We start from the raw sequence: 25,417 nt of genomic DNA, 5'->3' as shown, positions 1-25,417 counted from the left end.
AGCAGGGGGTCCTAGGTTCGAATCCTAGTGGGACCACCACTTTATTTTCAATTTAAGGTTTCATAGCTCAGCTGGTTCAGAGCACCTGCCTTACAAGCAGGGGGTCCTAGGTTCGAATCCTAGTGGGACCACAAAAAGCCCTCTTACGAAAGTTTGAGGGCTTTTTTATTTTTGTACAAATCAAAGAGCAAAGACCTTTTGCCTTTATTACTTTGTGCCTTCACTCCTATTGATTTCACTCATTTTTTGCTTAAATAAAGCGTATTCATATTTCAATAAAACATTTTTAAACTTTTAGCTTACGGCATAATGCCTAAAGCCTACTGCGGTAATCTTAACTCTTACTTACTTCGACTTGTCTTTCAAATTCCAAATCTTTAATTTTCGCACTTTAGATTTACCATTTTCAGTAAAAATCGAAAGTGTTTTTGCCTTCTCTGATGGAAAAATTAAATCAGTTATTGTAGTTAGCCCATCATTAGCAAATACTTCAACAGACATTCTGTCTACTACAATTTGCAATTTTAACACTCCATCTTTCAATTCATAATTAGCTTCTTCGATACTTGGAAACTGAGCATGGTGTTTTACAGAAGATTTGAGTCTGTCCAGAATCAGGCTCTTCTTTTTGGTATCGTAATATACCTTTGTCTCAAACTTATTTTTTTATTGTTCAATGAGTCTGCTTCTTGAGCAATTTTAAATCCTACTTTATTCGCAGACTTTACTTCTATTTCAGCCTCAATCAAATAAGCGTTGTCTGCAAACAAGGTTCCTCCGCTCAATTCTATTGTGTTTTTGATATTAAAATTTTCTTTTTCGAAAGAATCCTTCTTTTCCAAAAAATCTGAAGAAATCGCTGGTGCTTGAACTAGTCTTAAACCACTTGAAGTATCTTTCAGTGACAACTTTCTTGGAATCGTCATTTGCCCTCGCCACGGAAACGTAGGGTTATCTCCCGTATAATTTAAGTTCGTCATCCATGCCACCAAAGTTGCTTGCTCTTTGGGTAATCCATTGTACGGAATCCCCGCATATACATCTTTTCCATAGTCCACATACAAAGCTTGTTCGGGTGCATTAAGGTTTGTGAAGTTTTTCCCATCAAAATCACCTACAAAATATTGCATTCCTGTATATCCTTCGGTCGAACCATTTGAAGACAACATAAGAACCCATTTAGAGGTATTTGAGCCTTCTACGGGCAATTCTGTAAGCGATGGACACTCCCAAGGCTTACGTTTATCGCCTTGATTAGCAAATTCGCTCAATAAAGACCAATCTTTAAGATTTTTCGAGCCATAAAATAGCACTTTGTATTCGAGCGGTAAAACCACCGTCATGACCCATTGAGCAGAACCATCGTGCCAAAATACATTAGGATCACGAAAGTCCTTTTTTCCCAAATCAATTACTGGATTCTTGGCATATTTACTAAAAGACATCCCGCCATCATTGGAGTAGGCGATGTACTGTGATTGCTTTTTGTTATCAATATGTGCTGTGTAAATCGCCACTAAACTACCTTCAGGGGAAGTCGAAAAGCCAGAAGTGTTATGTTTATCATACACTAAACTTCCTGAGAATATCATCGTAGTATCTTCTGGAATAGCCACAGGATGTTCGGTCCAATGCAACAAATCAGAGCTTGTGGCATGCCCCCAACTCATGTGCCCCCATTGATTACCAAAAGGATTATGTTGGAAATAAAGATGATATTTCCCTTGGTAAAACAGCAAACCATTGGGGTCATTCATCCAATTTTTTTGAGGTGTAAAATGAATGAAAGGTCGTAAATGGTTGGTTTCCTGTTCTTTCTTTTGCCCAAAACTTAGCAGCGGTAAACTGCCAATAGAACATAGCAATACATTTTTCAGAAAGTTTTTCATAGATAAACTGGAGATGGGATAAATTATAGATATTATAGAAAATTGTAAAACAATAAACTAGACCGAAGGTATTCTATCTGTCCAATTGTTTCAAAAAAAGGCAAAATAGGTAATTATTTACTGATTATCAATAACGGGCTTTTTATTTAAGAGTAACGAACTTAATATTAAAATCTACATTCAAGAGATTCTCTTTTGTTTAAATAAAAAATCCCAAGTGAGGCAAAAATGTCACCACTTGGGAAATTCAGTTTAAGTTATACGTTTAGTGCCGATTCTATTTTCATCGTTGAACCATCCCAAACCGCATAATGATAACTCGTTTCGGCTGAATCATAGCACCATTCACCAAGATTGATATATCTAGCACCCGTTTCACCGACCGCTAAATCAAGCAGTAGGTGACGATGTCCAAAAATATAGTAATCAAAATGCTGTTGTTGCTCTATTTCAAGTGCATGGTTTAACAACCACTCATCTTTCCCTTTAAAAACTAGCTCCTTTTTGATACGTTCAGGGTCTTTGCGGCTACCTGACCACCAATGCGCTAACGATATACCTACATGAGGATGTAACCAACTAAACGCCCATTGACAAACCTTATTTTCAAAAACACGCTTTAGCACTTTGTATCCATTGTCGCCAGGTCCCAAACCATCTCCATGAGCGATATAAAGCTTCATTGGATTTATTTGTCCAGATGTTTGTATGCTATATTGCTGAGGGTCACGATACACTTTGATACCCATCTCTTTCGTAAAATAATCGAATATCCAAATATCATGATTTCCTGTAAAAAGTATTAGTTCGATACCACGATCAGATAATTCGGCTAATTTTCCTTGCAAACGAATGAAGCCTTTGGGAATGGCATTTTTGTATTCAAACCAAAAGTCAAAAATATCTCCTACCAAAAAAATCACTTGCGCATCAGCACTGATTTGATCAAGCCAACGAACTATTTTTCTCTCACGAGCAAGGCTTTCTTCTGGAGTAGGATAACCGAGGTGAAAATCTGAAGCGAAATATATTTTTTTATTGGAATGAAGTTGGATAGAAATCATGCTTATAAATATCAAATACGAAGTTTTCTTTGTGCGAAGATAAAGAAAGTAATTGTAACCAAAGATGATTTAAGTAGAAAGCCTAAAAATACAAAAAGCCCTTCACCGATGGCGAAGGGCTTTTTGTAGAATATTTCTTAAGCAAGTGTGTCTTCTGTATCTGTGGAATCAACATTTGTTGTTTCTGATGCTGAAGGCTGCTCTTGCGCCGTGTCTTGTTCTTTTTGACGCTCTAGGGCTTTCTCTTTTTCTTCCTCACCTTTAATAAACTCTTGGTAAGTTGTCAATTGTTCGAAAGGACGAGAACCTACTAATCTTTCAAGATCACTTTGGAAAAGAACTTCTTTTTTCAATAACTCTTGAGCCAAAATCTCTAACTTCTCGCGCTTTTCTGTCAACAAATCAACCGTACGTTGATAAGCTGCCTGAATAATCTGGCGAACTTCCACATCGATTTCGCGAGCAGTTGTTTCAGAGTAAGGCTTATTGAAATTGTACTCAGAACCTTTAGAATCGTAGTAAGAGATATTACCCAACTTGTCGTTCATACCATAGATAGTCACCATACTGTAGGCTAACTTGGTAATACGCTCAAGGTCATTTTGTGCACCAGTTGAGATTTTACCGAAGATAATATCCTCTGCAGCACGACCGCCCAAGGTAACACACATTTCGTCGATTAACTGTTCAGTACGATACAAAAATTGTTCTTTTGGCAAATATTGAGCATAACCCAATGCAGCAATACCACGAGGTACAATAGTTACTTTTACTAATGGATTGGCATGTTCCAAGAACCAGCCCGCAATCGCGTGCCCAGCCTCATGGTAAGCAACGATTTTCTTTTCTTCAGGAGAAATCAATTTATTCTTTTTCTCCAAACCACCAATCACACGGTCCATTGCTTCTTGGAAATCCTTCATATCTACCGCGGTCTTGTTACGACGAGCAGCGATAAGAGCAGCCTCATTACAAACGTTCGCAATTTCGGCACCAGCAAAACCTGGCGTTTGTGCTGAAAGCTCTTTAGGATCCACATCAGCCGCTAATTTCAAAGGCTTTAAGTGTACTTTGAAGATAGCTTCACGACCTACGATATCTGGTTTATCAACCGAAATCTGACGGTCAAAACGACCTGGACGTAACAAAGCTGAATCTAGTACATCTGGACGGTTTGTTGCCGCCATGATGATAATACCTGAATCAGTTGCAAAACCATCCATTTCAACCAACAAAGAGTTCAATGTATTTTCACGCTCATCGTTAGCTCCTGGCATTGCACCACGACCACGAGAACGACCTACAGCATCAATCTCATCGATAAAGATGATACAAGGTGCTTTTTCTTTTGCTTGCTTAAATAAGTCACGTACACGTGCTGCACCTACCCCCACAAACATCTCGACAAAGTCAGAACCCGAAAGTGAGAAAAATGGAACACCTGCCTCACCAGCTACTGCTTTTGCTAATAAAGTTTTACCAGTTCCTGGAGGGCCTACAAGCAATGCACCCTTAGGAATTTTACCACCTAGGTCGGTAAATTTCTTAGGGTTTTTCAAGAACTCTACAATTTCTTGAATTTCCTCTTTTGCTTCATCCAAACCAGCCACATCGTTGAACGTGATTTTCACTTTAGCCTCACCATCAAACAATGTTGCACGAGAGCGACCAATGTTGAAGATTTGTCCACCAGGGCCACCTGCTCCTCCCATACGGAAGAACATAAAATAAATTCCGACAAACATCAAGATTAGCAATCCTGGTCCCATCAAGAATTCAAAGATTCCTGTTCTTTCTTCAGAAGTAGCGTGGATACGTTGCTCGCGAGGAATGTCTTTTTGTAAATCGTTGAGTTCAGTTTCGAATGAGAAAGCGGAGTTGATTGGTAATTCAAAGTGAGGTCCAGAATTCTGGCTCATTACTCCATTTCCTTGTTGGTCACCTAATTCAGATTTATATTTTGGTAAAGCCTCTTTTTTAAGCGTAATCTCTGCGATGTCTTTATTTTTGATAATGGTCAATTTTGCAATTTCTTTATGCAATACCATTTGTTCAAATTGTAGCGGCTCGATGGTTTTTAACACACGTGTCTTACTTAGGAAGTAAATACTCACCAAAGCAATAATTAAAGCTACTACTAACCAACCCTGAAATCCTCCACTTGGAACATTGGGACGACGAGAATTTTTTGGGAAGTCTGATTGTCTGTTATCTCCGCTATTATTTTCTGCCATTGTTTTTTTAATTACACTTTAAATTCATAATTCTGGTTTAGGATAATGACCCAAAAGATGTAGCCCTGATTTTACAAGGTTAGGCAATAGTCATAATCCTGAAATTTTACCACTCTACACATATCAACGTCTAGTTGAAGTAGATTGTTTCTTAAGCTGCTGAATCGTGAGAAGTGGTAAAATACATTTATGAGAGGTTACAACTGCTGATTAAGCGGCTTCGTCGTCGATATAGGTAAACTGAGCGTCTCCCCAAAGTTCTTCAAGTTTATAAAACTCTCTTTTGTCTTTCTTGAATACGTGAACAATTACATCGTAATAATCCAATAAAATCCACTCACGATTTGACTTTCCTTCGATACTTTTAGGGTTTGTACGAGTAGCTTCCCATACTTCTTTATCAACTGAATCGGCTATAGCATCAATTTGAGTATCTGACGTACCTGCACACACTACAAAAAAATCAGCAAAGGCATTTTTTACCCCTCTCAAATCCATCACTACGATGTCCAATGCTTTCTTTTCTTGCATTCCTTTTACTACTAAATTGCAAAGTTCTTCTGAACTTGTTTCTTTTTCTGCTGTGATATCTACCATGCTAAATTCTTTATGTGTTATTCTCTTGTGGAGTAGGGCTAGTATATTTGTACAAATAATTCTGAAATATGGCTATGTTTGCCCTGTTTTTCTTGTATTTAGAAACCTAAAATTACGAAATAACCTTGTACAAAATTCAACCCAACACCTTATTTACTGGCAAAATTATTAAATATCTGCCAACTTGTCATTCTACTAACGACATTGCGGCTGAAATGATTCAATCGCAAGAGGTTTTTGAAGGAACGATTATTATTACAGACCACCAAACTACGGGTCGTGGACAACGAGGAAATTCGTGGGAAGCTGCAATAGGCCAGAATCTTACTTTGTCGTTGATCCTCAAGCCTACATTTCTTCGTGCTTCAGACCAATTTCAGCTCAATGTAGCGGTGTCTTTGGGTGTTCATGAATTTTTGAGTCAATACCTGCCAGAGGGTTTAACGATAAAATGGTCAAATGATATTTATCATTATGACAAAAAACTAGGTGGTATCTTAATCGAAAATACGCTCCAAGGATATAATATTGGTTACTCTGTTATTGGAATCGGACTAAATATTAACCAAACTCAGTTTGGCGTTGCTACAGCCTCGTCGTTGAGCTTAGCTGCAAATGCAACACAAAGCTATGACTTAAATACAATGCTTGGTCAATTAGCAGAAAAAATTGAAAAATATTATTTACAAATAAAACAGGGATATTATGAATCCCTCAAAATACAATACCTCAGAGTAATGTACCGATACCAAGAATGGCATTACTTCAGAAAAAATGACGAACTTTTTTTAGGACAAATTATCGGAATTGACCAAACTGGTAAATTAGCGATTGAAACTGAAGAGGAAGAATTGTTGTATTTTGACTTCAAAGAAGTACAATTTGTCATTAACCCTTAAGTTAATGTCGTGGTATAAACGACGCAAAACTCTGGAAAAAGATATATCCTAACAACATCGTTAGAAAACACATCAAAAGAACTCTTACGATAGCCTGCCTATTCATGACATTGGGGTTAGATACTAGTTTGTATTATGCCGCCACTCTCACCAAAAAATTCAAACAAATATAATCAAAATTCAATTTTATTCTTAAATTGTCTTCAATATTTCTAAAGAAACTGTGAAACAGATATTGTTGAAAAAATGAATCAATAATATCTGTTTAGCCACAATAGCTGATTTGATATGAAAAGACAATTTAAGTCAATGGTTGAAAATTTTTGCCATTGGGAAACTCATACGCCACACAGCATTTTCCTAAAACAACCACATGGGAGTGAATTTAGGGATTTTAGCTATCATGAAGCGGGTCAACAAATTCGAAAAATAGCCCAATGGCTTCTGTTACAAAACTTACCTCCTCGAAGTAACATCGGAATTTTGTCCAAAAACTGCGCCCATTGGATTATGACAGATTTGGCCATTAGTATGGCTGGCCATGTGTCTGTTCCATTTTATCCTACTCTCACCGACGAGCAACTTCGACAGGTACTGGTTCACTCAGACTGTCAGATTTTGTTTGTTGGAAAGTTAGATTCTTGGGAATCAATGAAAAACGGTATTCCAACTAGTATCCATTGTGTCTCTTTTCCGAGTTATTACGAAGGTGCTCCGAGTGAATTCGAAAATTGGGAATCCATCACACAAACAACCCCTTCTTTGGCTTCATTCGCTTTGGCAAGTTATGAAGAGGTAAGCTCAATTGTATATACTTCGGGCACAACAGGTGTACCCAAAGGTGTTATGCTCACACATCAAGGACTGATTTCGGCATTAGAACACACCAGAGAAGTGGGACTACTGGACATCTCGAACGCGCGCTTTTTTTCCTATTTGCCACTTTGTCATATCGCAGAGCGCACTCTTGTGGAATCAGCAGGGATAGCCTCTGGGGGAACAATCTATTTTGCAGAAAGTTTAGACACTTTTGCGTCCAATCTTCAGACAGCCAATCCTACCCATTTCTTGGCTGTACCTCGCATTTGGACAAAGTTTCAATTGGGTATTTTATCAAAATTACCACAAAGCAAACTTGACCTTTTACTCAAAGTACCCATCGTAAAAAGGATTATTCGAAATAAAGTAAAAAAGGGATTAGGGCTAGCTAAGGCAGAATTAATTTTGACTGGCGCCGCACCTATGCCAAGTAGCTTGCTCGAGTGGTTTCATAAGCTAGATATTCAAATCCGAGAAGCCTATGGCATGACAGAAAATATGGGCGTAGCTACGATTATGCCAACCAAATATAAAAAAGGAACCGTTGGCAAACCACATAATGGCGTTACCATCAAAATAGACCCCAATACTCAAGAGCTACTGATGAAGGCTCAATGGAACACTGTTGGGTATTACAAAGAACCCATCATGACCCAAGAGCTATTTAAGGATGGTTGGCTGGCTACAGGAGATATGGCTTCTATCGATGAAGAAGGCTATATTTCTATTATTGGGAGAGTAAAAGATATGTTCAAATCCGCCAAAGGTGAATATATTGTACCTACCCCCATCGAAGGAATGTTGACCGTAAACCCAATTATCGAGCAAGTTTGCGTGGTGGGTACAGGCTTGCCTCAGCCTATTGCATTGGTAGTTTTATCTGGGATTGGAAAAAATACGGAAGAGGGACAACTACGGGAAGTTTTTCAAGAAATGATCAAGAGAGTTAATCCTCATTTCAAAAACTATGAACATTTGCGAAAAATAGTCATTGTGAAAGAGCCGTGGTCAGTCGAAAATAATATGCTTACTCCAACTCTTAAAATCAAGCGTAATGTCATTGAAAAACAGTATAATGGACAATTAGAAAAGTGGTTTGAAAGTCCAGAGGAAGTTATTTTCGAAAAATAATTATAGTCATCAGAGATCGGCTTTCAGTTTTGAAAAATATAAATGTTAATTTCTCAAAGCTGAAAGCCGACACCTGATTGTCCAATCTTAATGCCCTGAGCTCATACTTACCACTTGACCTGCATCCATTTTTTGGATTTAATCAACATTGTAGTGGCTGCTGCTATCAGCAAAAATATTCCTGCAAAAGTTACCGCTTTCCCAGAATCATTATCTAAGAAATGTTCAAGAACATACCCAAAAGTTAAGTTTTGGATAATCATCGGAATTACAATCATCATGTTAATAATTCCCATATATACACCATAGCGCTCCTTTGGAATTTCGGATACAACCATCAAATAAGGTATTCCCATCATACTTGCCCAAGCTATACCAAAACCTGTCATAGGAGCAAATAGCATATATTTATTCTCAATATGTGGAAAAATCAATAGACCTACTCCTGCCATAATCAAACATAATACATGAACGAGTTTTGGACTACTTTTTTGGCCAACCACACCAAACCAAAAGCCGACATAAACGTGGCAACATTATACCAACCATTTACCAAACCAGTCCAACCTACAGCCTCTTGATACAAATCTGGGTTTTCTTTTGGAGTTGTTTTCCAAACTGATAATGCGATACTCTTGGAAGCATTTTGCCAATAACAAAACAGTGCATACCATTGGAACAAATACACCAAAGCCAATTGCCACATTACTTTCGGCATATCTTTAATTGCTGCTAAAATCTCAATAATAGGTTCTAATAAACCACCTTTGTGCGCTCGTATTTTAGCCAATTCTTCATCGCTTGGGGGTATTTCTTCCGTTTTTGACATCGACCACAGTACCGAACCTATCGAGCATAAAGAACCTAAAAAGAATGAACCAAATACCCAATATGGAATTTGCCCGTAAGAGCCTGTAATATTTTTTTGGAAAACAAAAAGAGATACGTTTGCTAAAGTAATACCTAAACCCGTAAAGAAACTTTGTGTCAAGAAACCTGTTGCTTGTTGTTCTTCTGGTAAAATATCCGCAATAAATGCACGATATGGCTCCATAGCGGTATTATTCCCTGCATCTAATACCCATAACAAGCCTGCTGCCATCCACAACGAACTACTAAAAGGATAGATAAAGAGCGTCAAACTACAAAGAAGCGCTCCTATAAAAAAGAAAGGCTTACGACGTCCCCAACGAGGGTGCCAAGTCTTATCACTCAAAGCCCCAATAAGCGGTTGAATTAATAAACCTGTCACTGGACCTGCTAGATTCAAAAGTGGTATTTCGTCGGGACTTGCCCCCAAAAAGTCATAGATAGGATTTACGGCACTTTGCTGGAGTCCGAAACTATATTGTATGCCAAAAAATCCCACATTCATATTAATGATTTGTGAGAAGGTAAGTGAAGATTTTAAGGATTTCATAAAAATGGCTAATTTGTGGAAATAGAAAACAATAATAAGAATAAATTAGCTTTATTTAAGAAACTTTTTTAATTATTTAAGTTTATCAAACCTAAGCCCCGAATTCGATCCATCACTTATTTCTCAAAGTATGTTTTTAGTAACTCTATTTTGTAATCTCCTTCATTTTTTACAGCCTGTCAAAAGTGATTCAACCCTTGTTATTCGTCATATTTCTCTCCAAGGAAATCAACGTACCAAGGCATATATCATTCGACGAGAGCTAGACTTTCATGAAGGCGATACAATTCATCTAAATGATTTAGCAAAAAGAGTTGAATTAAATAGAAGAAAGATCTTCAACACAAGCCTATTCAATTTTGTTGAAATTAAATATAAAAAGGATAGCCTCTCTCAGGATTTGGACATGTCGATTAAAGTTCAAGAACAGTGGTATATCTTGGGTTATCCAAATATCCAAATTGCTGACCGAAACTATAATGAATGGTGGAGTCGTGGTGGCAGACTAGATCGATTAATATTTGGGGCAAATGTTACACACGCCAATTTTAGAGGTCGTGCCGAAAAGTTAATCTTGAATGCCGAAGTAGGCTTCACACAAAAACTAGAGCTTTTTTATCGAATTCCTTATATCGACAAAGCTCAAAAAACAGGTTTAGGATTAGGCATTTCTTATTCTACCAATAAAAATGTGGCCTTTGGCACTTTGCACGACACCTTGAGCTATATCAAGTCAGAAAATAGCCTACGCCAGAGAATTTATGCTTTTGCTCAACTCAAAAAACGCTATCATTTTTACGACAATCACACCCTTGAACTTCGGTATAATCAAAACTGGGTAGCTGATACTATCAGAAAAGCTAATCCTAATTACTTTTTGGAAGGAGCTAATACCCAACGCTATCTTCAATTGAGCTATTATTTCAATTACGATTTTAGAGACAATGTCGTTTTTCCTTTACGAGGCTACAGACTTGAGCTATATCTCAACAAGCTCGGACTATTACCTTCCGATAACATTAATCAACTAGATTTTACACTTACCGCCAATAAATACTGGGCATTAGCCAATAATCTATTTTTGAATGTTGGAGCTGAGGGTAAAATATCTTTTCCCAATAGACAACCCTTCTTCAACACGAGAGGATTGGGCTACGGCACAGACTTAGTTCGAGGTTATGAGCTATACGTGATTGATGGGCAGAAATATGCTTGGGCAAGAATGAATTTAAGAACCAAACTTTTAGATAAAACCCTAACAATTAGATGGATTAAGTCCTCTCAGTTTAATCGAATTCCTATCCAAGTCTATCCAAATTACTTTGTTGACTGGGGATATGTACAAAACGAATATGCAAACAAGAACCTTAGTTCATTAGCCAATAGACCATTATATTCCACAGGCTTGGGAGTGGATGCCGTAACCTATTACAATCTTGTTGTAAAATTGCATTGGGCTATCAATAAAGAAGGAAAATCTGGAATTATTTTCAATATTACTCGAGAATTCTAGTGAAAAGGCAGTGGGCAGTGGGCAGTGGGCAGCAGAAAAAATCGTATTAGGTATTATCTACTCCTTTTTGACAAATATTTTACAGGCTACTTTAAATACTTGGGAAGACGCAAGTATTGCGTCTCTGCTATCATAAAAAATAATTCACAACTCCGCATTAGGTACGTACGAAGGATAATAAAACCATTTATTTCGGATATCGGATGTTGGATTTCGGAAGTGTAAACTTCTATATTTTGTAAAAAATAAAGGTATTTTTCTTTATTTCCGAAATCAGAAATCCAAAATCCGCAATTGCTAGAATTCCTTCGTACACTACTAACTCAGCATATTCATTCAATATTCTTGACCCATATAAAAGACAAAAGGAGACGTTAAGAACATCTCCCTGTGCAAATTAATAGTTCTACACCTATTATCTTAAATATTTTCTAGCTGGATTAGCTATTATTAAAAACATGGGGCGACAAGGGTCGCCCTTGTTTCCTAAATACCTAACCACTAATATTTTTTACTATGAATTAGTTTTCAAAATATTGACGTCTTTTTTCCAAGAAGTCTTTTTTCTTACGACGAGATACGCTAATCTTTGCTCCACTTTTCAACTCCACAAACATATCCTCTTTTACGTCGTATTGAACAATGTAGTTCAGGTTAACCGCAAATGACTTGTGAACTCTCACAAACATTTCGGCATCTAATTTACTCAAAAAATCTTTCATTGTACGAGAAACTAGTAAGTTTTTTCCATTACTGAAGTAAAACTTAGTATAATTGCTCGTTGCTTCGAGATGAGTGATGTCTTTCCAAGCCACAGAAATGCTTTTTTTGCAGCAAACTGGCAAAGAAATAAAACCTTCTTTGATATTCTCACGTTTTACAACGTCAGAAATTTTTGGTAGACGAAGTGTCTCCAATGAGTAGGCATTGTATTCTGTTGATGGTACAGATACAGCAATAGAGGGCAAGTTAGAAATTCTTGATGTTACCATGATAGTTATAAGTTACGTTCGGAAAATATATAATTTTAAAGGACTATGTCATGGTTAGGTAAATTGGTATCACAAAATTCTTCATTTTTATGGTACCTGTCAATCACATCATGATGTGATACCTATCCCCCAACGCCTCTAACAATCACTAAATCAATATATTTTCTCTTCGTAAAATACTACTTTCAGTATTTAACACTATCTATGGTTTCCAATTTCTAAACAATTCTTTCATGAATTGCCTTTGCTACGGCCTCTGTTTGCGAGTGAACATGTAACTTATCGTAAATCTTTTTGATGTGCGAACGTACAGTGTCCATGGTTATACCACATTTGTCAGCAATCATCTTGTAGCTATTCCCTTTGACCAATAAATTAAGGATTTCGGTTTCGCGTTCGGTAAGCTTATATGATACGTTATCTGCTACACGAGGTTGCTGTTGAGGTAACATTTGTAGCACTTTTCTAGCTATACTAGAGGTCATAGGTGCTCCACCGTGATGCGCATCAATGATTGCTTCAAGCAATTTGGTCGGAGGAGTTCGCTTGAGCATATACCCAACCGCTCCTGAACAAATGGCCTCAAAAATATTTTCGTTATCGTCAAATACCGTGAACATCAATACGTTAACCTGTGGCGCTATTCTTTTGATCGTCTTCAGACCATTTATACCATTGGCAACGGGCATGTCAATATCCATCAATACCACGTCGGGTTTATATAAGTTTACTTGTGACTCTACATTTTCGCAATTCACAAAAGCTCCGACTAATTCAAAACCCATAGAGCCTCTCAAGAGTACCGAAAGGCTCTCTCGAAGGTCTGGATTATCTTCATACACTACTATTTTGATGGGTGCTGTATCCATGTTTAATTTTCCTTTATTGATTAATTCCAAGTAGTAATAGATGTTTTTGCTTTCAATGGCGAATAAAACCCGTGATAAGCGTCATAAATATACAAAGAAAAGCTAGAGATAGCCTTCAATCAGAGGATAAAATGAGTTAACGCCACATCATCATGTGATATGTGTATATTTGCCATGAGCACAAAAGCTCTTTAGCTATTTTTTTTCTGTTATTAATACGATTAATCACAGATTCATTCGGCAAGACGCTCATTTGTGGAGTATTAATAGAAACCTAACAAACGACTCAGAAAGTTTTCTTACCTTTGTTACAATACTTTTACTGCATATTTGTTAACCATACATAGTGTTACTCAATCATTCATTTATTGTGAAAAAACAAATACTTCTCTTCTGTTCTATTTTTCTTTTAGGTGGATTACAAGCTTGCCAAGAAAAGAAAAGTAACGACCAAATTCAAGTCAATAGTCTCGATGCTACTACCAATAACCAAGGCGCTGATTTGAATAACTACTCTCCTATTTTTCAGTCAATTCTAAAATCAGATGCTGGAATGGCTAGAGGGGTATCGCTAGGTGATACTTTTGATGGTATCAAAGAAAGTACGCTTCCTTCTGAAACGCAACCAGACAATGGTCGTAGCTATACAGAGTATTTTGATAATACTGATCTTAATTTTGCGGATATCCTATACAGTAAAGATAATGCCAACAAAGTAAGTGAAATTGCGATTGATGTTTACATAGAAAAACAACCTACGGTAGATAGTCTTTTTCAGGAATTCAAATCGTACTTTAATAAGAAGTATGGTGCAGGAACAGACAAACCCAAAGCTACCTCTTGGGAAATTGCCAACGGAAAGCAAATGCTAGTACTTCAAAATGTAAGTACGCAAAAAGACCCAGGCTTTAAAATTGTATTTGCTAATAAATCGGACAAAGAAGTTCAATAAGTCATGACCAAACAAAAAGGAGTCCTGTGAAATTTCACAGGACTCCTTTTTGTTATGTAAGAAAATGAGTTTTCTACTACTATACTTTATATACCCAACCTCTTGAATCTTCTTTCACGCCCAAACGAATTGAGTTAATTTCTTCATAAACTCTTTTCGAGAATGCATCTGCTGGGCGCTCAGGTAATTCATAGTCTTGTCCTTCAAACCCAATCGTTGAAATTGGAGCAATAACAGCTGCTGTACCAGCACCAAATGCTTCTTGTACCTTACCTGCTTTAATTCCTTCTACTAACTCAGCAACTGACAATTGGCGTTCTTCAACTTCCATACCCCAGTCACGAGCGATTTGTAAGACAGATTTACGAGTAACACCGTCCAAAATAGTATCGCCTGTTGGTGCTGTAACCAATTTGTTATCAACCACAAACAATAAGTTCATTGTTCCTGCTTCTTCTACATATTGGTGTGTAGCAGCATCAGTCCAAATGATTTGATCATATCCTTCTTGTGCTGCCAACTGCGTTGGGTACAATGAGCCACCGTAGTTACCTGCATTTTTCGAGAAACCAACACCACCATGAGCAGAACGAATATATTGCGTTTCAACTTTCACACGCAAAGGCTTGCTGTAATAAGCCCCTACTGGACAGTTGAAAATCATAAACTTATACGTTTTTGAAGGAGTAACCCCTACGTATTCGTCTGTCGAGAACATAAACGGACGAATATACATAGAACATCCAGGCTTAGCAGGAATCCATGCAGAATCTAGTTTCAACAATGCAGAAAGACCTTCCATGAAGATATCCTCTGGAATTTCTGGCATGCACATACGTACAGCTGACTTGTTCAAACGAGCCCAGTTATCGTGTGGTCTAAACACGAGGATTTGACCTTCAGCATTTTTGTAGGCTTTCATACCTTCAAAAATCGCTTGACCATAATGTAGCGACATCATCGCTGGCGTATAAGAAATAGGACCATAAGGTACAATCTGAGGCGTTTGCCAAGCACCATCTTTGTAATCAACCACCAACATGTGGTCAGCAAACGAGCGTCCAAAAACTAGGTTGTCGAAATCAACCGTATCAATTCTCGATTTCTCAATCTGATGAATTTCGATTTGCACTGTATCTGTCATATTAATATTGCGTTATGCTATTTTCTCAACTAAACTCTGGCCTTCCAAGCCACTTCTGCCACACCGAGTTGTTTGGCCATAAAACGGCAAAGTATAAATAAATAATCGGATAGCCTATTCAAATATCGGATAACCAAGTAATCGGTATCGTTTTCTTCTGCTAATCGTACCACTTGACGTTCGGCTCTTCGGCATACGGTTCTGGCAACATGCCCAAACGATACATGTTGATGTCCGCCTGGCAAAATAAAGAATCGCATAGGTTCTAAGTCTTCATTCATGACATCCATTGCTTTTTCCAAAGCTTCGATATCACTCTCGTGCAAATCAGGAATTTGTTTCTTTGTTTGCTCTGGTTCTGAAGCCAATATCGAACCAATGGTAAATAATCTATCTTGGATTTCCTTTAAAAGAGCTTTTTTGTCGGTATTTACTTCAAAATCGCCCAATAATCCAATGTAAGCATTCAGTTCATCAACTGTCCCGTAAGCTTCTATTCGTAATTCAGCTTTCGAAATTCTTGTGCCTCCTACCAACGAAGTTGTCCCTCGGTCACCACTTTTTGTATAAATTTTCATGAAGAACTTAACCGTCAAAGTTTTACAACTAACCTAAATTTTACCTCTCGAAGCTAATTCATAGCCAATCAATTAGCCCAAATGCTTAATAATACAAAGCTATGTTTTTTTTGAGGATTTTTGCTTATAAAATTGCAAAAAATAATTGTTATAACAACAAAATTTTATTTGGCATGAATCCTTCAAACTCTACCCTATTCCTATTTGACACCAAACATCCTTATGTGATTAGTCAAGAACTGAAAAAAGTCAATTGAGAATTGTTTTCACAAAATTAGAAAACCTAAGCTTTCTGAAGTAATTTTGCGGTCTGAAAAATGGGGATTTGGTCACTCAGTCTCATGTCATTGGTTCATAAAACGTAAATCTGACTAAATCACAACCCTACCAACGATAAGAGACAGTCTGAAAAAATGAGTATAGAATTATTTATCTCGAGAACGTGGCGTTATGCCTCTATGTTAGCCTTTGCGCTAATATTGTTGTTTACCTATCGTGGCCTGCCAGATTATACAGCAGTTCACTTCGGGCCAAATGGTAGAGGTGATGGCTTCTTACCCAAAGACGAAATCTTCTATCTCTTCTTAGCCATTTCACTGGTTGTCAATATTTTGCCTATTACCTTGGCAAAAATGATCCTTAAATTACCTGATACTTCTTTTTCTTGGATTCCTAATAAAAAATGGTTAGCCAATCGTAAAGACTTGAATGCTGCCATTGGCAACTGGCTGAACTTTCTACCTGCTTTTATCAATACTTTTTTGATTTTAGTACTCCGTGCTATTTTGACTCTCAACGACGATCGCAGTTTTAATACTAGTTATACTTATTTGCTAGTGGTTGGCGTAGCACTTACATTAGCTTGGTTATTTTATTTGCCTGTCAAATTGTTATATACCAATCCAAGTGTAGTAGAAGAAGATTAATTTGACAAAGCTAATCGCTCAAATTCCGACATTAAAAGTATCGGTACAAATACTTAATTAACAATACCATGAACGAGCTTTCTATAACAGATATTAAATTATCTGATTATACTTATGAGCTTCCTGATGAAAGAATTGCTAAATTTCCCTTGTCTGAAAGAGACCAGTCTAAGCTACAGGTATATCATCAAGGTGAAATCACGCATACTCAGTTTTATCAAATCGCAGACTATCTTCCAGAAGGTAGTCTGTTGGTTTTTAATAATACCAAAGTTATTCCAGCAAGAATACACTTTCAGAAACCTACGGGAGCTACCATTCAAATTTTCTTATTACATCCCATTGCCCCTACTGCGGTTATTAACTTGGCAATGGAGGTAAGTGATAGCTGTATTTGGGAATGTATGATTGGTAACAAAAAACGTTTTAAGAAAAACGATATTCTTCAGCGTACGTTACTCGTCAATGGTAATGAAGTAGTTGTATCAGCCAAATTAGCCGATGAGGAGCAAAATCATGTCGAGCTTTCTTGGCAAAATTTGAGTAACGATACTCCTATTCTATTCGTAGATTTGATTCAATCATTGGGTGAAATCCCTTTACCTCCTTACTTGAATCGCGAAACAGAATCTTCTGATTATGAAACATACCAGACTGTTTATAGTGAGAAAAAAGGAGCTGTAGCAGCACCAACCGCAGGATTACATTTTACAGAAAGGGTTTTACAAAAACTTCAACAAGCTGGTTTTAAACAAGATTTTTTGACCCTACATGTAGGCGCAGGGACCTTCCAACCCATCAAAGTCGAAAATATTGTAGAGCACCGCATGCACAATGAGCAGATTGTTTTTTCCAGAAAGAATCTTCAAACATTAGTCCAACACGAAGGGCCGATTATTCCAGTAGGTACCACTTCTATGCGTGCGCTCGAAAGTTTGTATTGGTTTGGGGTAAAATTAGGGAAAGGTGACTCTGATTTTTTGATAGAAAAACTTTACCCATATCATCATACTGAAACACTTCCTAGTCGACAAGAATCATTTGTTACAATCCTAAATTTTATGGAAAGCAATGATATTGAAGAACTTACAGGAGAAACCGAGATTTTCATATTCCCTGGTTATCAATTCAAGGTTTGTAGAGGCATTATTACCAACTATCACCAACCCGAAAGTACTTTGGTATTACTTATCGCTGCCCTTATCGGCGAAGATTGGCGTAAAGTATATCAAGAAGCTATGGAGAAAGACTATCGCTTTTTAAGTTACGGCGACTCATCGCTGTTGTTGCCATAATAGTAAGTTGTAAATAATAGCATCTTATACTAACTGCTTACCAGTCGGCTATCAGCTTTGGGCAAACGAAAAAACATTTTTCATTTGCCCAAAGCTGATAGCCGAAACCCCAAAGCCCCCTTAATACTGATACCAATCTCCCCAATCATTGCGCAGTTTTTGCCGGATTTTTTCTTCTGCTGAATTATGCTGTGGTTCAAAAAGCTTCGTTTTTTCTATCTCTTTCGGGAAAAACTCTTGCTCAGCAAAATTCCCTTTATAGTCATGGGCATATTTGTATCCTTTTCCATAATCGAGTGACTTCATGAGTTTGGTTGGAGCATTTCGCAAATGCAGCGGTACAGGAAGATTACCCGTTTGTCTAACCAAATCCTGAGCCTCACCAATAGCCAAATAAGCTGAATTACTTTTAGGAGAGGTTGCCAAATAGATGACCGCCTCCGACAAGATAATCCTAGATTCGGGCATACCCACTACTCGAATAGCCTGAAAGCAAGTATTAGCCATTAATAACGCATTGGGGTTAGCTAAGCCTATATCCTCAGCAGCCAAAATAACCAAGCGTCTTGCTATGAATTCTATATCTTCGCCTCCCTCCAACATGCGAGCCAACCAATACACAGCCGCATTAGGATCTGACCCACGAATAGACTTAATAAATGCCGAGATAATGTCATAGTGTTGCTCGCCATCTTTGTCATACATCGCAATGTTTTGTTGCAACTTATCTACCACCATTACATTGGTAATCTTCAGCGATTCTCCAGCCTGCTGGAAATTTGTCACCAATTCAAGGATATTATACAGCTTTCGCCCGTCGCCTCCTGAAAACTGCAAGATAGCGTCATATTCTACGATTTCTATATCCCTATTTTTCAAAAAACTATCTTTCAACAAAGCCTGATTTAACATCAAAATCAAATCATCTTTTTCCAAAGATTTTAGTACATATACCTGACAACGAGACAACAAAGCCGAAATTACCTCAAAAGATGGATTTTCGGTGGTAGCACCAATCAGCGTTACCACTCCTTGCTCAACTGCCCCCAGTAAGGAATCCTGCTGTGATTTTGAAAAACGATGAATCTCATCGATAAATAATATTGGCGAAGGTGTATCAAAAAACTTTTGTTTTTTGGCAGAATCTATAGTTTCGCGAATATCCTTTACTCCTGCGCTAATGGCAGAAAGTGTATGAAAAGGGCGTTTCAATGTTTTAGCAATGATACTCGCCAAAGTAGTTTTGCCAACCCCAGGAGGTCCCCACAAAATAAAGGAAGGAATCCGACCAGCCTCAACAGCTCTGCGCAAAACAGCTTTTTCTCCAACCAAATGGTCTTGACCCACATAATCATCTAGCGTCTGCGGACGCATCCTTTCGGCTAATGGTTGCATGATTTTAGTATTAAACTTTTCTTAAAACGCTAAGTTAAATAATAGAAAAGTCTCAAAATAACAAAGCCTCCTATTTTCAGAAAAACTCCTGAGAATAGAAGGCTTATTGTTCAAAAGATATTAATCTTCTGCCTTTTCACGACCGTCGGCCATTCGTACAATTTTGGGACTAAACTGCGCTAGTACTTGTACTAAATCAGTTTGAGCATCCATTACTTTTCGAATATCCTTATACGCTTGTGGAGCTTCATCTAAGTCGGCACCAATGAGCTGGACTTGTGCTTTTTTTAATTCTGCATGCAAATCATCTTTTGTCAGCAAACCCAATGCTTTGGTTCTTGACATTTTACGACCTGCGCCATGCGAAGCAGAATTTAATCCCGCTGATGTACCTTTTCCTCGAATCACATAGCCAGGCTGAGTCATCGAGGCAGGAATAATCCCTAAATCTTGGCTACCAGCAGGCGTGGCTCCTTTTCGATGCACAATTACTGGAGTTCCGTCAGTAAGACGCTCTTCCCATGCAAAATTATGGTGATTCTCGATTCGCTTTAATGGCGTTTGGTTCAGGGCAGCAGCAATTTTATGATGAATCTCATGATGATTGGCAGAGGCATAATCTCCTGCTAAATTCATAGATAACCAATATTCTTGCCCTTCATCGCTATTCATATCTAGCCATGCCAAATGTTTAGCCTCCTTAGGAAGTCTAGTTTTTTCCATAGCTATTCTTGAATAGTGATTGGCAATAGCACCACCAAATCCTCTTGACCCCGAATGTGACAATAAGGTAAGGTATTTTCCAACGGGTAAATCCATTAATTCGTCTTGCTCTAAAACCTCTAAAACACCCCATTCAACAAAATGATTACCCGTTCCTGAGGTTCCTAATTGTCGATAAGCTTTATCTTTTAAGTCTCGAATTAACTTTGTTGCAGTCCATTCCGAGCGATCAAAAAGTGTATCATCATATTTCTGCTTCGACTCTGAACCCATCCCAAAGAAGCTATGGTATTCAAGCATTTTTTTCAACAATTTATCTTCTCGTTGAATCATCGACACAGGTAAATCAAATACGCTCATACACATACGGCAGGCAATATCCACCCCTACAGCATACGGAATCACGGTATTTGCTGTCGTTGCCAAAACTCCGCCAATAGGCAATCCATATCCTTGATGTGCATCGGGCATCAGTGCTCCAGCTAAAGAAATAGGTAATTTCATCGCTGTTTGCATTTGGTCCAAGGCGCCCTGCTCTATGTAATTTCCTCCGTAAATTCGGTAGGATAATGCTTCTTCTCTTAAGTCAAAATAGTTTTCTGACTGACGACCCGTTTTAGGTAATTCATATTTAGGTTTGTTTTTTTCTGCCTCCAACAAGGATTGTCCATATTCTGATAAAACAAGGTCTTGACCTATTTCTTTCAAATGCTTGGTGTAGAGCGCCAAATTGGTCAGTTTGTTTTTGGAAAAACTAAACTTCTTTGGCGAATCTATCATTTGAGCAAACAATAACAATATATGAGACTTGGGATAAACCCCATTATTCAACAAACCATTGGCTACCCTCAAGAATTTTGGGTAGGCTTCTTCATGATGTACACCCAATTGTTGTAAATCTTCTTGGGTAATGATTACTGTTTCCATTTTTTTAGAATTTGTATAATTGTTTTGTAAGAGATGTAGAACTATTTAAAGGGAAATAAAGAGGTTACAAGCAAAAAGCGACATTAATAATTTGCTCTACCGCTGAGCTACTGTACAAGACAGGTAGGAATCGAACCTACGACCCAATCAGCCGAAGTAACGCTTTTTTACGACACTCTTTATAATCTTAATAAACCAGAGGCAATGAACAAAGAGCGATGATAAAAGGAGTCGATTACATTCGAAGTATCGCTCTTTTACGGCACTCTGGTTTTTTTGTAAAAGCAATAGGCAGGTCGAGAACGGGGCATTGCAAGCTGGAGTCGAACCAGATGACCTCATTGTATTGCTCAATCACGCCATTCCTCCCCTATATTGGAGCGAAGTATCTCAACCTTACGGCATTTTACAAAATCTTCAATATGATAGCCTTATGCTTAGAACTTAACACATAGGTACTTTACAAATCTATTCCTTGAATAAAATCTACAATACCTTGTCCGTTTTCTAGGGCATCGAGTACTTCAAAAACTTTATCCGACCAGCCCGCCAACAAATACACATCTCCTGATTCTACTCTCATGGGACTTTGACCATAACCAGCTAAATCAAAAAGATATAACTTTGCTTTCGGAAATTTCCTTTTATAGTTTTGCCAAGCCGTTTTAATGCTGTTCGCATCTCTATTTTGGCTATTCCATAACTGTGTATCCGTAAAAATCATCACTTTATCAGCTTGATATTCACGCTTTAACAAATCTTCAATCACCAAATGTGCATTTGTTGAATATCCCACCTCTCCTTCACGTTGATGAAATGCTGCGACATTCGATAAAATACTTTTACTAGGCATTTGAATCACTTTCCAAGTATCTCCAAACATCCCCGTAACTACATTTTTACAACGGTTTTGCAAGAGCATTGCCAATAACAAACCTATATCATAATACATCAGACTACTTTTTGCAGATAATTTTTGTTGCATCGAGCCTGACACATCGCAAGCCAAAACAACTTTGGTATTGTTATCAAAACCCTTGATGTTTTGAGCGCTTAATAGCATCGCTTTTTCTAAAGCATCAATAACCCTAATCACTCTACCATCGGTTATATTACTCAACTCTCGATAGGCAGACCAATATCGAAACGGTAGCTGTTTAGCACTCTTAATAGCGTTTTCGTCAGCTAAGTACGTTAAAACTATATCTAGACATTCATCCGAAATATTACTTTCCAGCATATTTCTAAGATTTCTCAGCAAGGCCATATACCCTACTTTCTTGCTCAGAATCAGCTCTTCCCATTTAGCTCTGAAGGCTTTATTTTTTGCCTTTTCACTTCCAAAATGAAGCTGTCCAAGTGCGGAAAGTTCTGTCTCCCAAGTATATGGTGTAGACAAGGTATTCTGAGTGATTTTATCAAAAACAATTTGTTGAGCTAAGTCCTTAGGTTTTGGATGCACCAAAAACAAGGCATCTCTTAATTTTACCTCCGTATTTTGATTATACTTGGCAAACTGGTATTCATCAAAACGATTAAATGCTTTTGCCAAACCTTTTTGAATCTGTTTTGAAAGTCGATTGAGTCGCTTTGTTCCTGTCCTTTTGTTGGTTTGCTGATAATAAGCCAGCGTCTCAGTGATCTCATCTGGTCGCAAAACTATTTGCTCAATAGCTTTTCCAACCCAAGCTCCTGCATCCGCTTTTTTGGCTAACTCTACCGAAAGCACAATTGGCACAGAGCGCAAGTTCATCGAGCGACGAGCATAAACTGCCAGTTTAGCACAATATTCTGGTGACACTTTTTCAATCAATTGCTGTAGGCGTATTAATCTTTCTTCTGCTTTTTCATAGAAACTGTCATGAAGCAGGCTTGTCACCGTAGCACTATATAATTCCATTTCTGGACTCAACTGATACGAAGGTGCTCCTTCATAATTTTTGAGAATAGTATTGCTCTTCTTTAAGAAATTGAATTTCATGACATTAGGTTGTTTTAAATTTCTAATACAAAATTGCAGTGTATCTACGCAGTCTTTTTGCGTAGATCTATTTATTTTTACTTTTTTGTGAAAAATATTTCAAAAACTTATAAAAAGTATGCTTTAAATATGCCAACTAATAGAAATGCTCTCATTCGCTACAAAACAATCGATGCTTGTTTACAGAATCGTCAGCGAAAATGGACTTTAGAAGATTTAATAGAAAGGGTATCTGATGCACTCTATGAGTATGAAGGAATAGATAAAGGAATCAGCTTGCGTACTATTCAAGCAGATATTCAAGTCATGCGCAGTGACAAATTAGGATATGAAGCACCGATAGTCGTTGTTGATAAAAAATATTATACCTATGCTGACCCCAATTTTAGTATTACAAAATCACCAATTACCCAAACAGACCTTATTCAAATGAATGAGGCGTTATCATTATTAAAGCAATTCAAAGGTTTTTCGCATTTTGATCAATTGAGCGAGGTAGTCAATAAGTTAGAAGAACATGTTTATAGTGCACAAGAAAAGCGAAGTTCAATTATTGATTTTGAAAAAAATGAAAACCTGAAGGGACTTTCTTATTTAGACTATCTTTATCATGCCATTTTAGCTAAAAAAGCACTTATCATAACTTACAAATCATTCAAAGCACGGCAAGAAGGAGTTTTTGTATTCCACGGATGGTGGTTAAAAGAATTTAAAAACCGTTGGTTTCTAGTAGGAAAAAGGAAGGAAGAAGAAAGCATTTTACACCTTGCTTTGGACAGAATACAAGAAGTTCACGTCTCTGAAGACATTCCTTACCTACCAAATGATGTCTTTGTTCAAGAAGAATTCTATAAAAATACCATTGGAGTTACTGTAAATAATCTTCGTCCACAACAAATAGTATTAAAGTTTACCCCTTTGCATGCCCCTTATGTAATTACGAAACCTTTACATCATTCACAAAAAGTTATCGAGGAAAATGAAAGAGGACTCACCATTGAATTAGCATTACAAATCAATTTCGAGTTAGAAAAAGAAATTTTAGGATTCGGTGATGGAGTTGAAGTTTTAGCTCCTCTAAAGCTAAGAAAGGTAATTCAAGGTAGATTAAGCCGTGCTTTAAAGTATTATCAATCATAAAGAACAACATGATTTCTAGCCTTATTCCAACTTGTTAGAGCATAAGAATATATAATCTGCTGATTTATAACAAAATACATAAGCCACTCTTTCGGAGTGGCTTATGTATTTGTTAATATTTGGGAGCTTTTTTACTTTTCAGTATTGATTGGGACGCATAGTCCGGGGCGCGCAGCCTGCACTATCATCAACGGGACTGAGCCTTGTAAAACACAAAAAGCCACCCTATCGAGGTCGCTCACATTTATTTGTAATATTTTATGGCTTTTCTCTGCATGATTGGGACGCACAGTCTGGGACACTGAGTTCTCAGCACGCAGCCTGCAGTATCCTCAACGGTACTGAGCCTTGTAAAACAAAAAAGCCACTCTTTTGGAGTGGCTTCTGTCTTTGTAATATTTTGGAGCTTTTTTACTTTCCCGCATTTGATTGCAGTATCATCAACGGTACTGGGCTTAACTACTCTGTTCGAGATGGGAAGAGGTGAACACCAGTCCTATCGGCTCCATAAAACCTGCGAGAATTACTTCTCTATGTCTTATGTCCGTTTGACGTATATCGTGAAAGATGTTGAACAAGTAAGAATTAAATTCTTAGTACAGAGATATCATAAGCTATTGGGTAATTAGTATTGCTCGACTCTGGTATCTCTACCTATACATCTGCAACCTATCAACGTTGTCATCTACAACGGCCCTTATTTGGAATACTCATCTTCAGGTCAGTTTCGCACTTAGATGCTTTCAGCGCTTATCTGGTCCCGACGTAGCTACTCAGCTATGCCCTTGGCAGGACAACTGATACACCAGAGGTCAGTCCAACTCGGTCCTCTCGTACTAAAGTCAGAACCTGTCAATATTCCTACGCCCACAACAGATAGGGACCGAACTGTCTCACGACGTTCTGAACCCAGCTCGCGTGCCACTTAA

Annotated in this window: 21 protein-coding genes, 1 tRNA gene and 2 rRNA genes; 8 read left to right on the top strand and 16 right to left on the bottom strand. The window is 37.7% G+C overall.

What is annotated here, in order from left to right; translation table 11 throughout:
• Window positions 1-56 precede the first annotated feature (56 nt).
• A tRNA-Val gene (locus BWI92_RS24785) sits at window positions 57-131 on the top strand.
• Between the two features lie 214 nt (window positions 132-345).
• Here BWI92_RS24785 and BWI92_RS28935 read toward each other — a convergent pair.
• The 5 genes from BWI92_RS28935 to rsfS all read right to left on the bottom strand — a co-directional run bounded on the left by BWI92_RS28935 (window position 346) and on the right by rsfS (window position 5,784).
• Window positions 346-612: a GH32 C-terminal domain-containing protein gene (locus tag BWI92_RS28935; RefSeq protein ID WP_409024762.1), complete on the bottom strand. Its 267-nt coding sequence runs from the start codon at window positions 610-612 to the stop codon at window positions 346-348.
• A 2-nt stretch (window positions 613-614) separates the two neighbouring features.
• Window positions 615-1,889, bottom strand: coding sequence for a glycoside hydrolase family 32 protein (locus BWI92_RS24775; protein ID WP_095167971.1), 1,275 nt, complete (start codon window positions 1,887-1,889; stop codon window positions 615-617).
• A gap of 257 nt (window positions 1,890-2,146) precedes the next feature.
• The gene (locus BWI92_RS24770) at window positions 2,147-2,953 is read right to left on the bottom strand and encodes a UDP-2,3-diacylglucosamine diphosphatase (RefSeq protein ID WP_095167969.1); all 807 of its coding nucleotides are present in this window, start codon (window positions 2,951-2,953) and stop codon (window positions 2,147-2,149) included.
• 137 nt (window positions 2,954-3,090) lie between these two features.
• Entirely contained in the window at window positions 3,091-5,187 is a 2,097-nt protein-coding gene (gene ftsH, locus BWI92_RS24765; protein ID WP_095167967.1) for an ATP-dependent zinc metalloprotease FtsH, read from the bottom strand.
• A gap of 210 nt (window positions 5,188-5,397) precedes the next feature.
• Entirely contained in the window at window positions 5,398-5,784 is a 387-nt protein-coding gene (rsfS, locus tag BWI92_RS24760) for a ribosome silencing factor (RefSeq protein ID WP_095167965.1), read from the bottom strand.
• Window positions 5,785-5,909: 125 nt separating this feature from the next.
• Between rsfS and BWI92_RS24755 the strand changes: the two genes are divergently transcribed.
• Both BWI92_RS24755 and BWI92_RS24750 read left to right on the top strand, forming a co-directional pair.
• Complete coding sequence (locus BWI92_RS24755; RefSeq protein WP_095167963.1) at window positions 5,910-6,683, top strand: biotin--[acetyl-CoA-carboxylase] ligase; 774 nt, start codon at window positions 5,910-5,912, stop codon at window positions 6,681-6,683.
• Between the two features lie 288 nt (window positions 6,684-6,971).
• Complete coding sequence (locus BWI92_RS24750) at window positions 6,972-8,633, top strand: AMP-binding protein (protein WP_095167961.1); 1,662 nt, start codon at window positions 6,972-6,974, stop codon at window positions 8,631-8,633.
• Between the two features lie 107 nt (window positions 8,634-8,740).
• On the opposite strand, the gene BWI92_RS28390 is transcribed toward BWI92_RS24750, so the two are convergent.
• Window positions 8,741-9,085, bottom strand: coding sequence for a hypothetical protein (locus tag BWI92_RS28390; protein ID WP_229363544.1), 345 nt, complete (start codon window positions 9,083-9,085; stop codon window positions 8,741-8,743).
• A gap of 2 nt (window positions 9,086-9,087) precedes the next feature.
• Window positions 9,088-10,053, bottom strand: coding sequence for an MFS transporter (locus BWI92_RS24745; protein ID WP_229363542.1), 966 nt, complete (start codon window positions 10,051-10,053; stop codon window positions 9,088-9,090).
• 130 nt (window positions 10,054-10,183) lie between these two features.
• Between BWI92_RS24745 and BWI92_RS24740 the strand changes: the two genes are divergently transcribed.
• The gene (locus BWI92_RS24740; RefSeq protein WP_095167959.1) at window positions 10,184-11,566 is read left to right on the top strand and encodes a BamA/TamA family outer membrane protein; all 1,383 of its coding nucleotides are present in this window, start codon (window positions 10,184-10,186) and stop codon (window positions 11,564-11,566) included.
• 521 nt (window positions 11,567-12,087) lie between these two features.
• On the opposite strand, the gene BWI92_RS24735 is transcribed toward BWI92_RS24740, so the two are convergent.
• Window positions 12,088-12,558, bottom strand: coding sequence for a LytTR family DNA-binding domain-containing protein (locus BWI92_RS24735; protein ID WP_095167956.1), 471 nt, complete (start codon window positions 12,556-12,558; stop codon window positions 12,088-12,090).
• A 218-nt stretch (window positions 12,559-12,776) separates the two neighbouring features.
• Window positions 12,777-13,427 (bottom strand): response regulator transcription factor, encoded by a 651-nt coding sequence (locus tag BWI92_RS24730; RefSeq protein ID WP_095167977.1) that lies wholly within the window; start codon window positions 13,425-13,427, stop codon window positions 12,777-12,779.
• A gap of 370 nt (window positions 13,428-13,797) precedes the next feature.
• Between BWI92_RS24730 and BWI92_RS24725 the strand changes: the two genes are divergently transcribed.
• Window positions 13,798-14,379, top strand: coding sequence for a hypothetical protein (locus BWI92_RS24725; RefSeq protein WP_095167954.1), 582 nt, complete (start codon window positions 13,798-13,800; stop codon window positions 14,377-14,379).
• A 79-nt stretch (window positions 14,380-14,458) separates the two neighbouring features.
• Here BWI92_RS24725 and BWI92_RS24720 read toward each other — a convergent pair whose 3' ends face one another.
• Both BWI92_RS24720 and BWI92_RS24715 read right to left on the bottom strand, forming a co-directional pair.
• Window positions 14,459-15,523: a branched-chain amino acid aminotransferase gene (locus tag BWI92_RS24720; protein ID WP_095167952.1), complete on the bottom strand. Its 1,065-nt coding sequence runs from the start codon at window positions 15,521-15,523 to the stop codon at window positions 14,459-14,461.
• Between the two features lie 29 nt (window positions 15,524-15,552).
• Window positions 15,553-16,101, bottom strand: coding sequence for a cob(I)yrinic acid a,c-diamide adenosyltransferase (locus BWI92_RS24715; RefSeq protein WP_095167950.1), 549 nt, complete (start codon window positions 16,099-16,101; stop codon window positions 15,553-15,555).
• Between the two features lie 413 nt (window positions 16,102-16,514).
• On the opposite strand from BWI92_RS24715, the gene BWI92_RS24710 reads away from it, so the two are divergent.
• Together BWI92_RS24710 and BWI92_RS24705 are read left to right on the top strand one after the other, a co-directional pair.
• The gene (locus BWI92_RS24710) at window positions 16,515-17,027 is read left to right on the top strand and encodes a hypothetical protein (RefSeq protein WP_095167948.1); all 513 of its coding nucleotides are present in this window, start codon (window positions 16,515-16,517) and stop codon (window positions 17,025-17,027) included.
• A 68-nt stretch (window positions 17,028-17,095) separates the two neighbouring features.
• On the top strand, window positions 17,096-18,322 hold the full coding sequence (locus tag BWI92_RS24705; protein ID WP_095167946.1) for an S-adenosylmethionine:tRNA ribosyltransferase-isomerase: 1,227 nt from the start codon (window positions 17,096-17,098) through the stop codon (window positions 18,320-18,322).
• 120 nt (window positions 18,323-18,442) lie between these two features.
• On the opposite strand, the gene BWI92_RS24700 is transcribed toward BWI92_RS24705, so the two are convergent.
• From BWI92_RS24700 to BWI92_RS24690, 3 genes are all read right to left on the bottom strand, one after another.
• Entirely contained in the window at window positions 18,443-19,717 is a 1,275-nt protein-coding gene (locus BWI92_RS24700; RefSeq protein ID WP_095167944.1) for a replication-associated recombination protein A, read from the bottom strand.
• A gap of 120 nt (window positions 19,718-19,837) precedes the next feature.
• Window positions 19,838-21,367, bottom strand: a complete 1,530-nt coding sequence (locus BWI92_RS24695) for an RtcB family protein (protein ID WP_095167941.1) — start codon at window positions 21,365-21,367, stop codon at window positions 19,838-19,840.
• A gap of 460 nt (window positions 21,368-21,827) precedes the next feature.
• Window positions 21,828-23,348: a TROVE domain-containing protein gene (locus tag BWI92_RS24690; protein WP_095167939.1), complete on the bottom strand. Its 1,521-nt coding sequence runs from the start codon at window positions 23,346-23,348 to the stop codon at window positions 21,828-21,830.
• Between the two features lie 87 nt (window positions 23,349-23,435).
• Between BWI92_RS24690 and BWI92_RS24685 the strand changes: the two genes are divergently transcribed.
• The gene (locus tag BWI92_RS24685) at window positions 23,436-24,488 is read left to right on the top strand and encodes a WYL domain-containing protein (RefSeq protein WP_310588956.1); all 1,053 of its coding nucleotides are present in this window, start codon (window positions 23,436-23,438) and stop codon (window positions 24,486-24,488) included.
• 398 nt (window positions 24,489-24,886) lie between these two features.
• Here the strand turns inward: BWI92_RS24685 and rrf are convergent.
• Together rrf and BWI92_RS27850 are read right to left on the bottom strand one after the other, a co-directional pair.
• Window positions 24,887-24,998, bottom strand: a 5S ribosomal RNA gene (gene rrf / locus BWI92_RS24680).
• Between the two features lie 94 nt (window positions 24,999-25,092).
• Window positions 25,093-25,417, bottom strand: a 23S ribosomal RNA gene (locus BWI92_RS27850); the annotation flags it as partial.

Origin of the sequence: Flectobacillus sp. BAB-3569 (genome assembly GCF_002270355.1) — a bacterium.
Lineage (GTDB): Bacteria > Bacteroidota > Bacteroidia > Cytophagales > Spirosomataceae > Flectobacillus > Flectobacillus roseus.
Note: the sequence above shows the minus strand (reverse complement) of the source record. Positions and strands in the feature narration are given on the sequence as shown.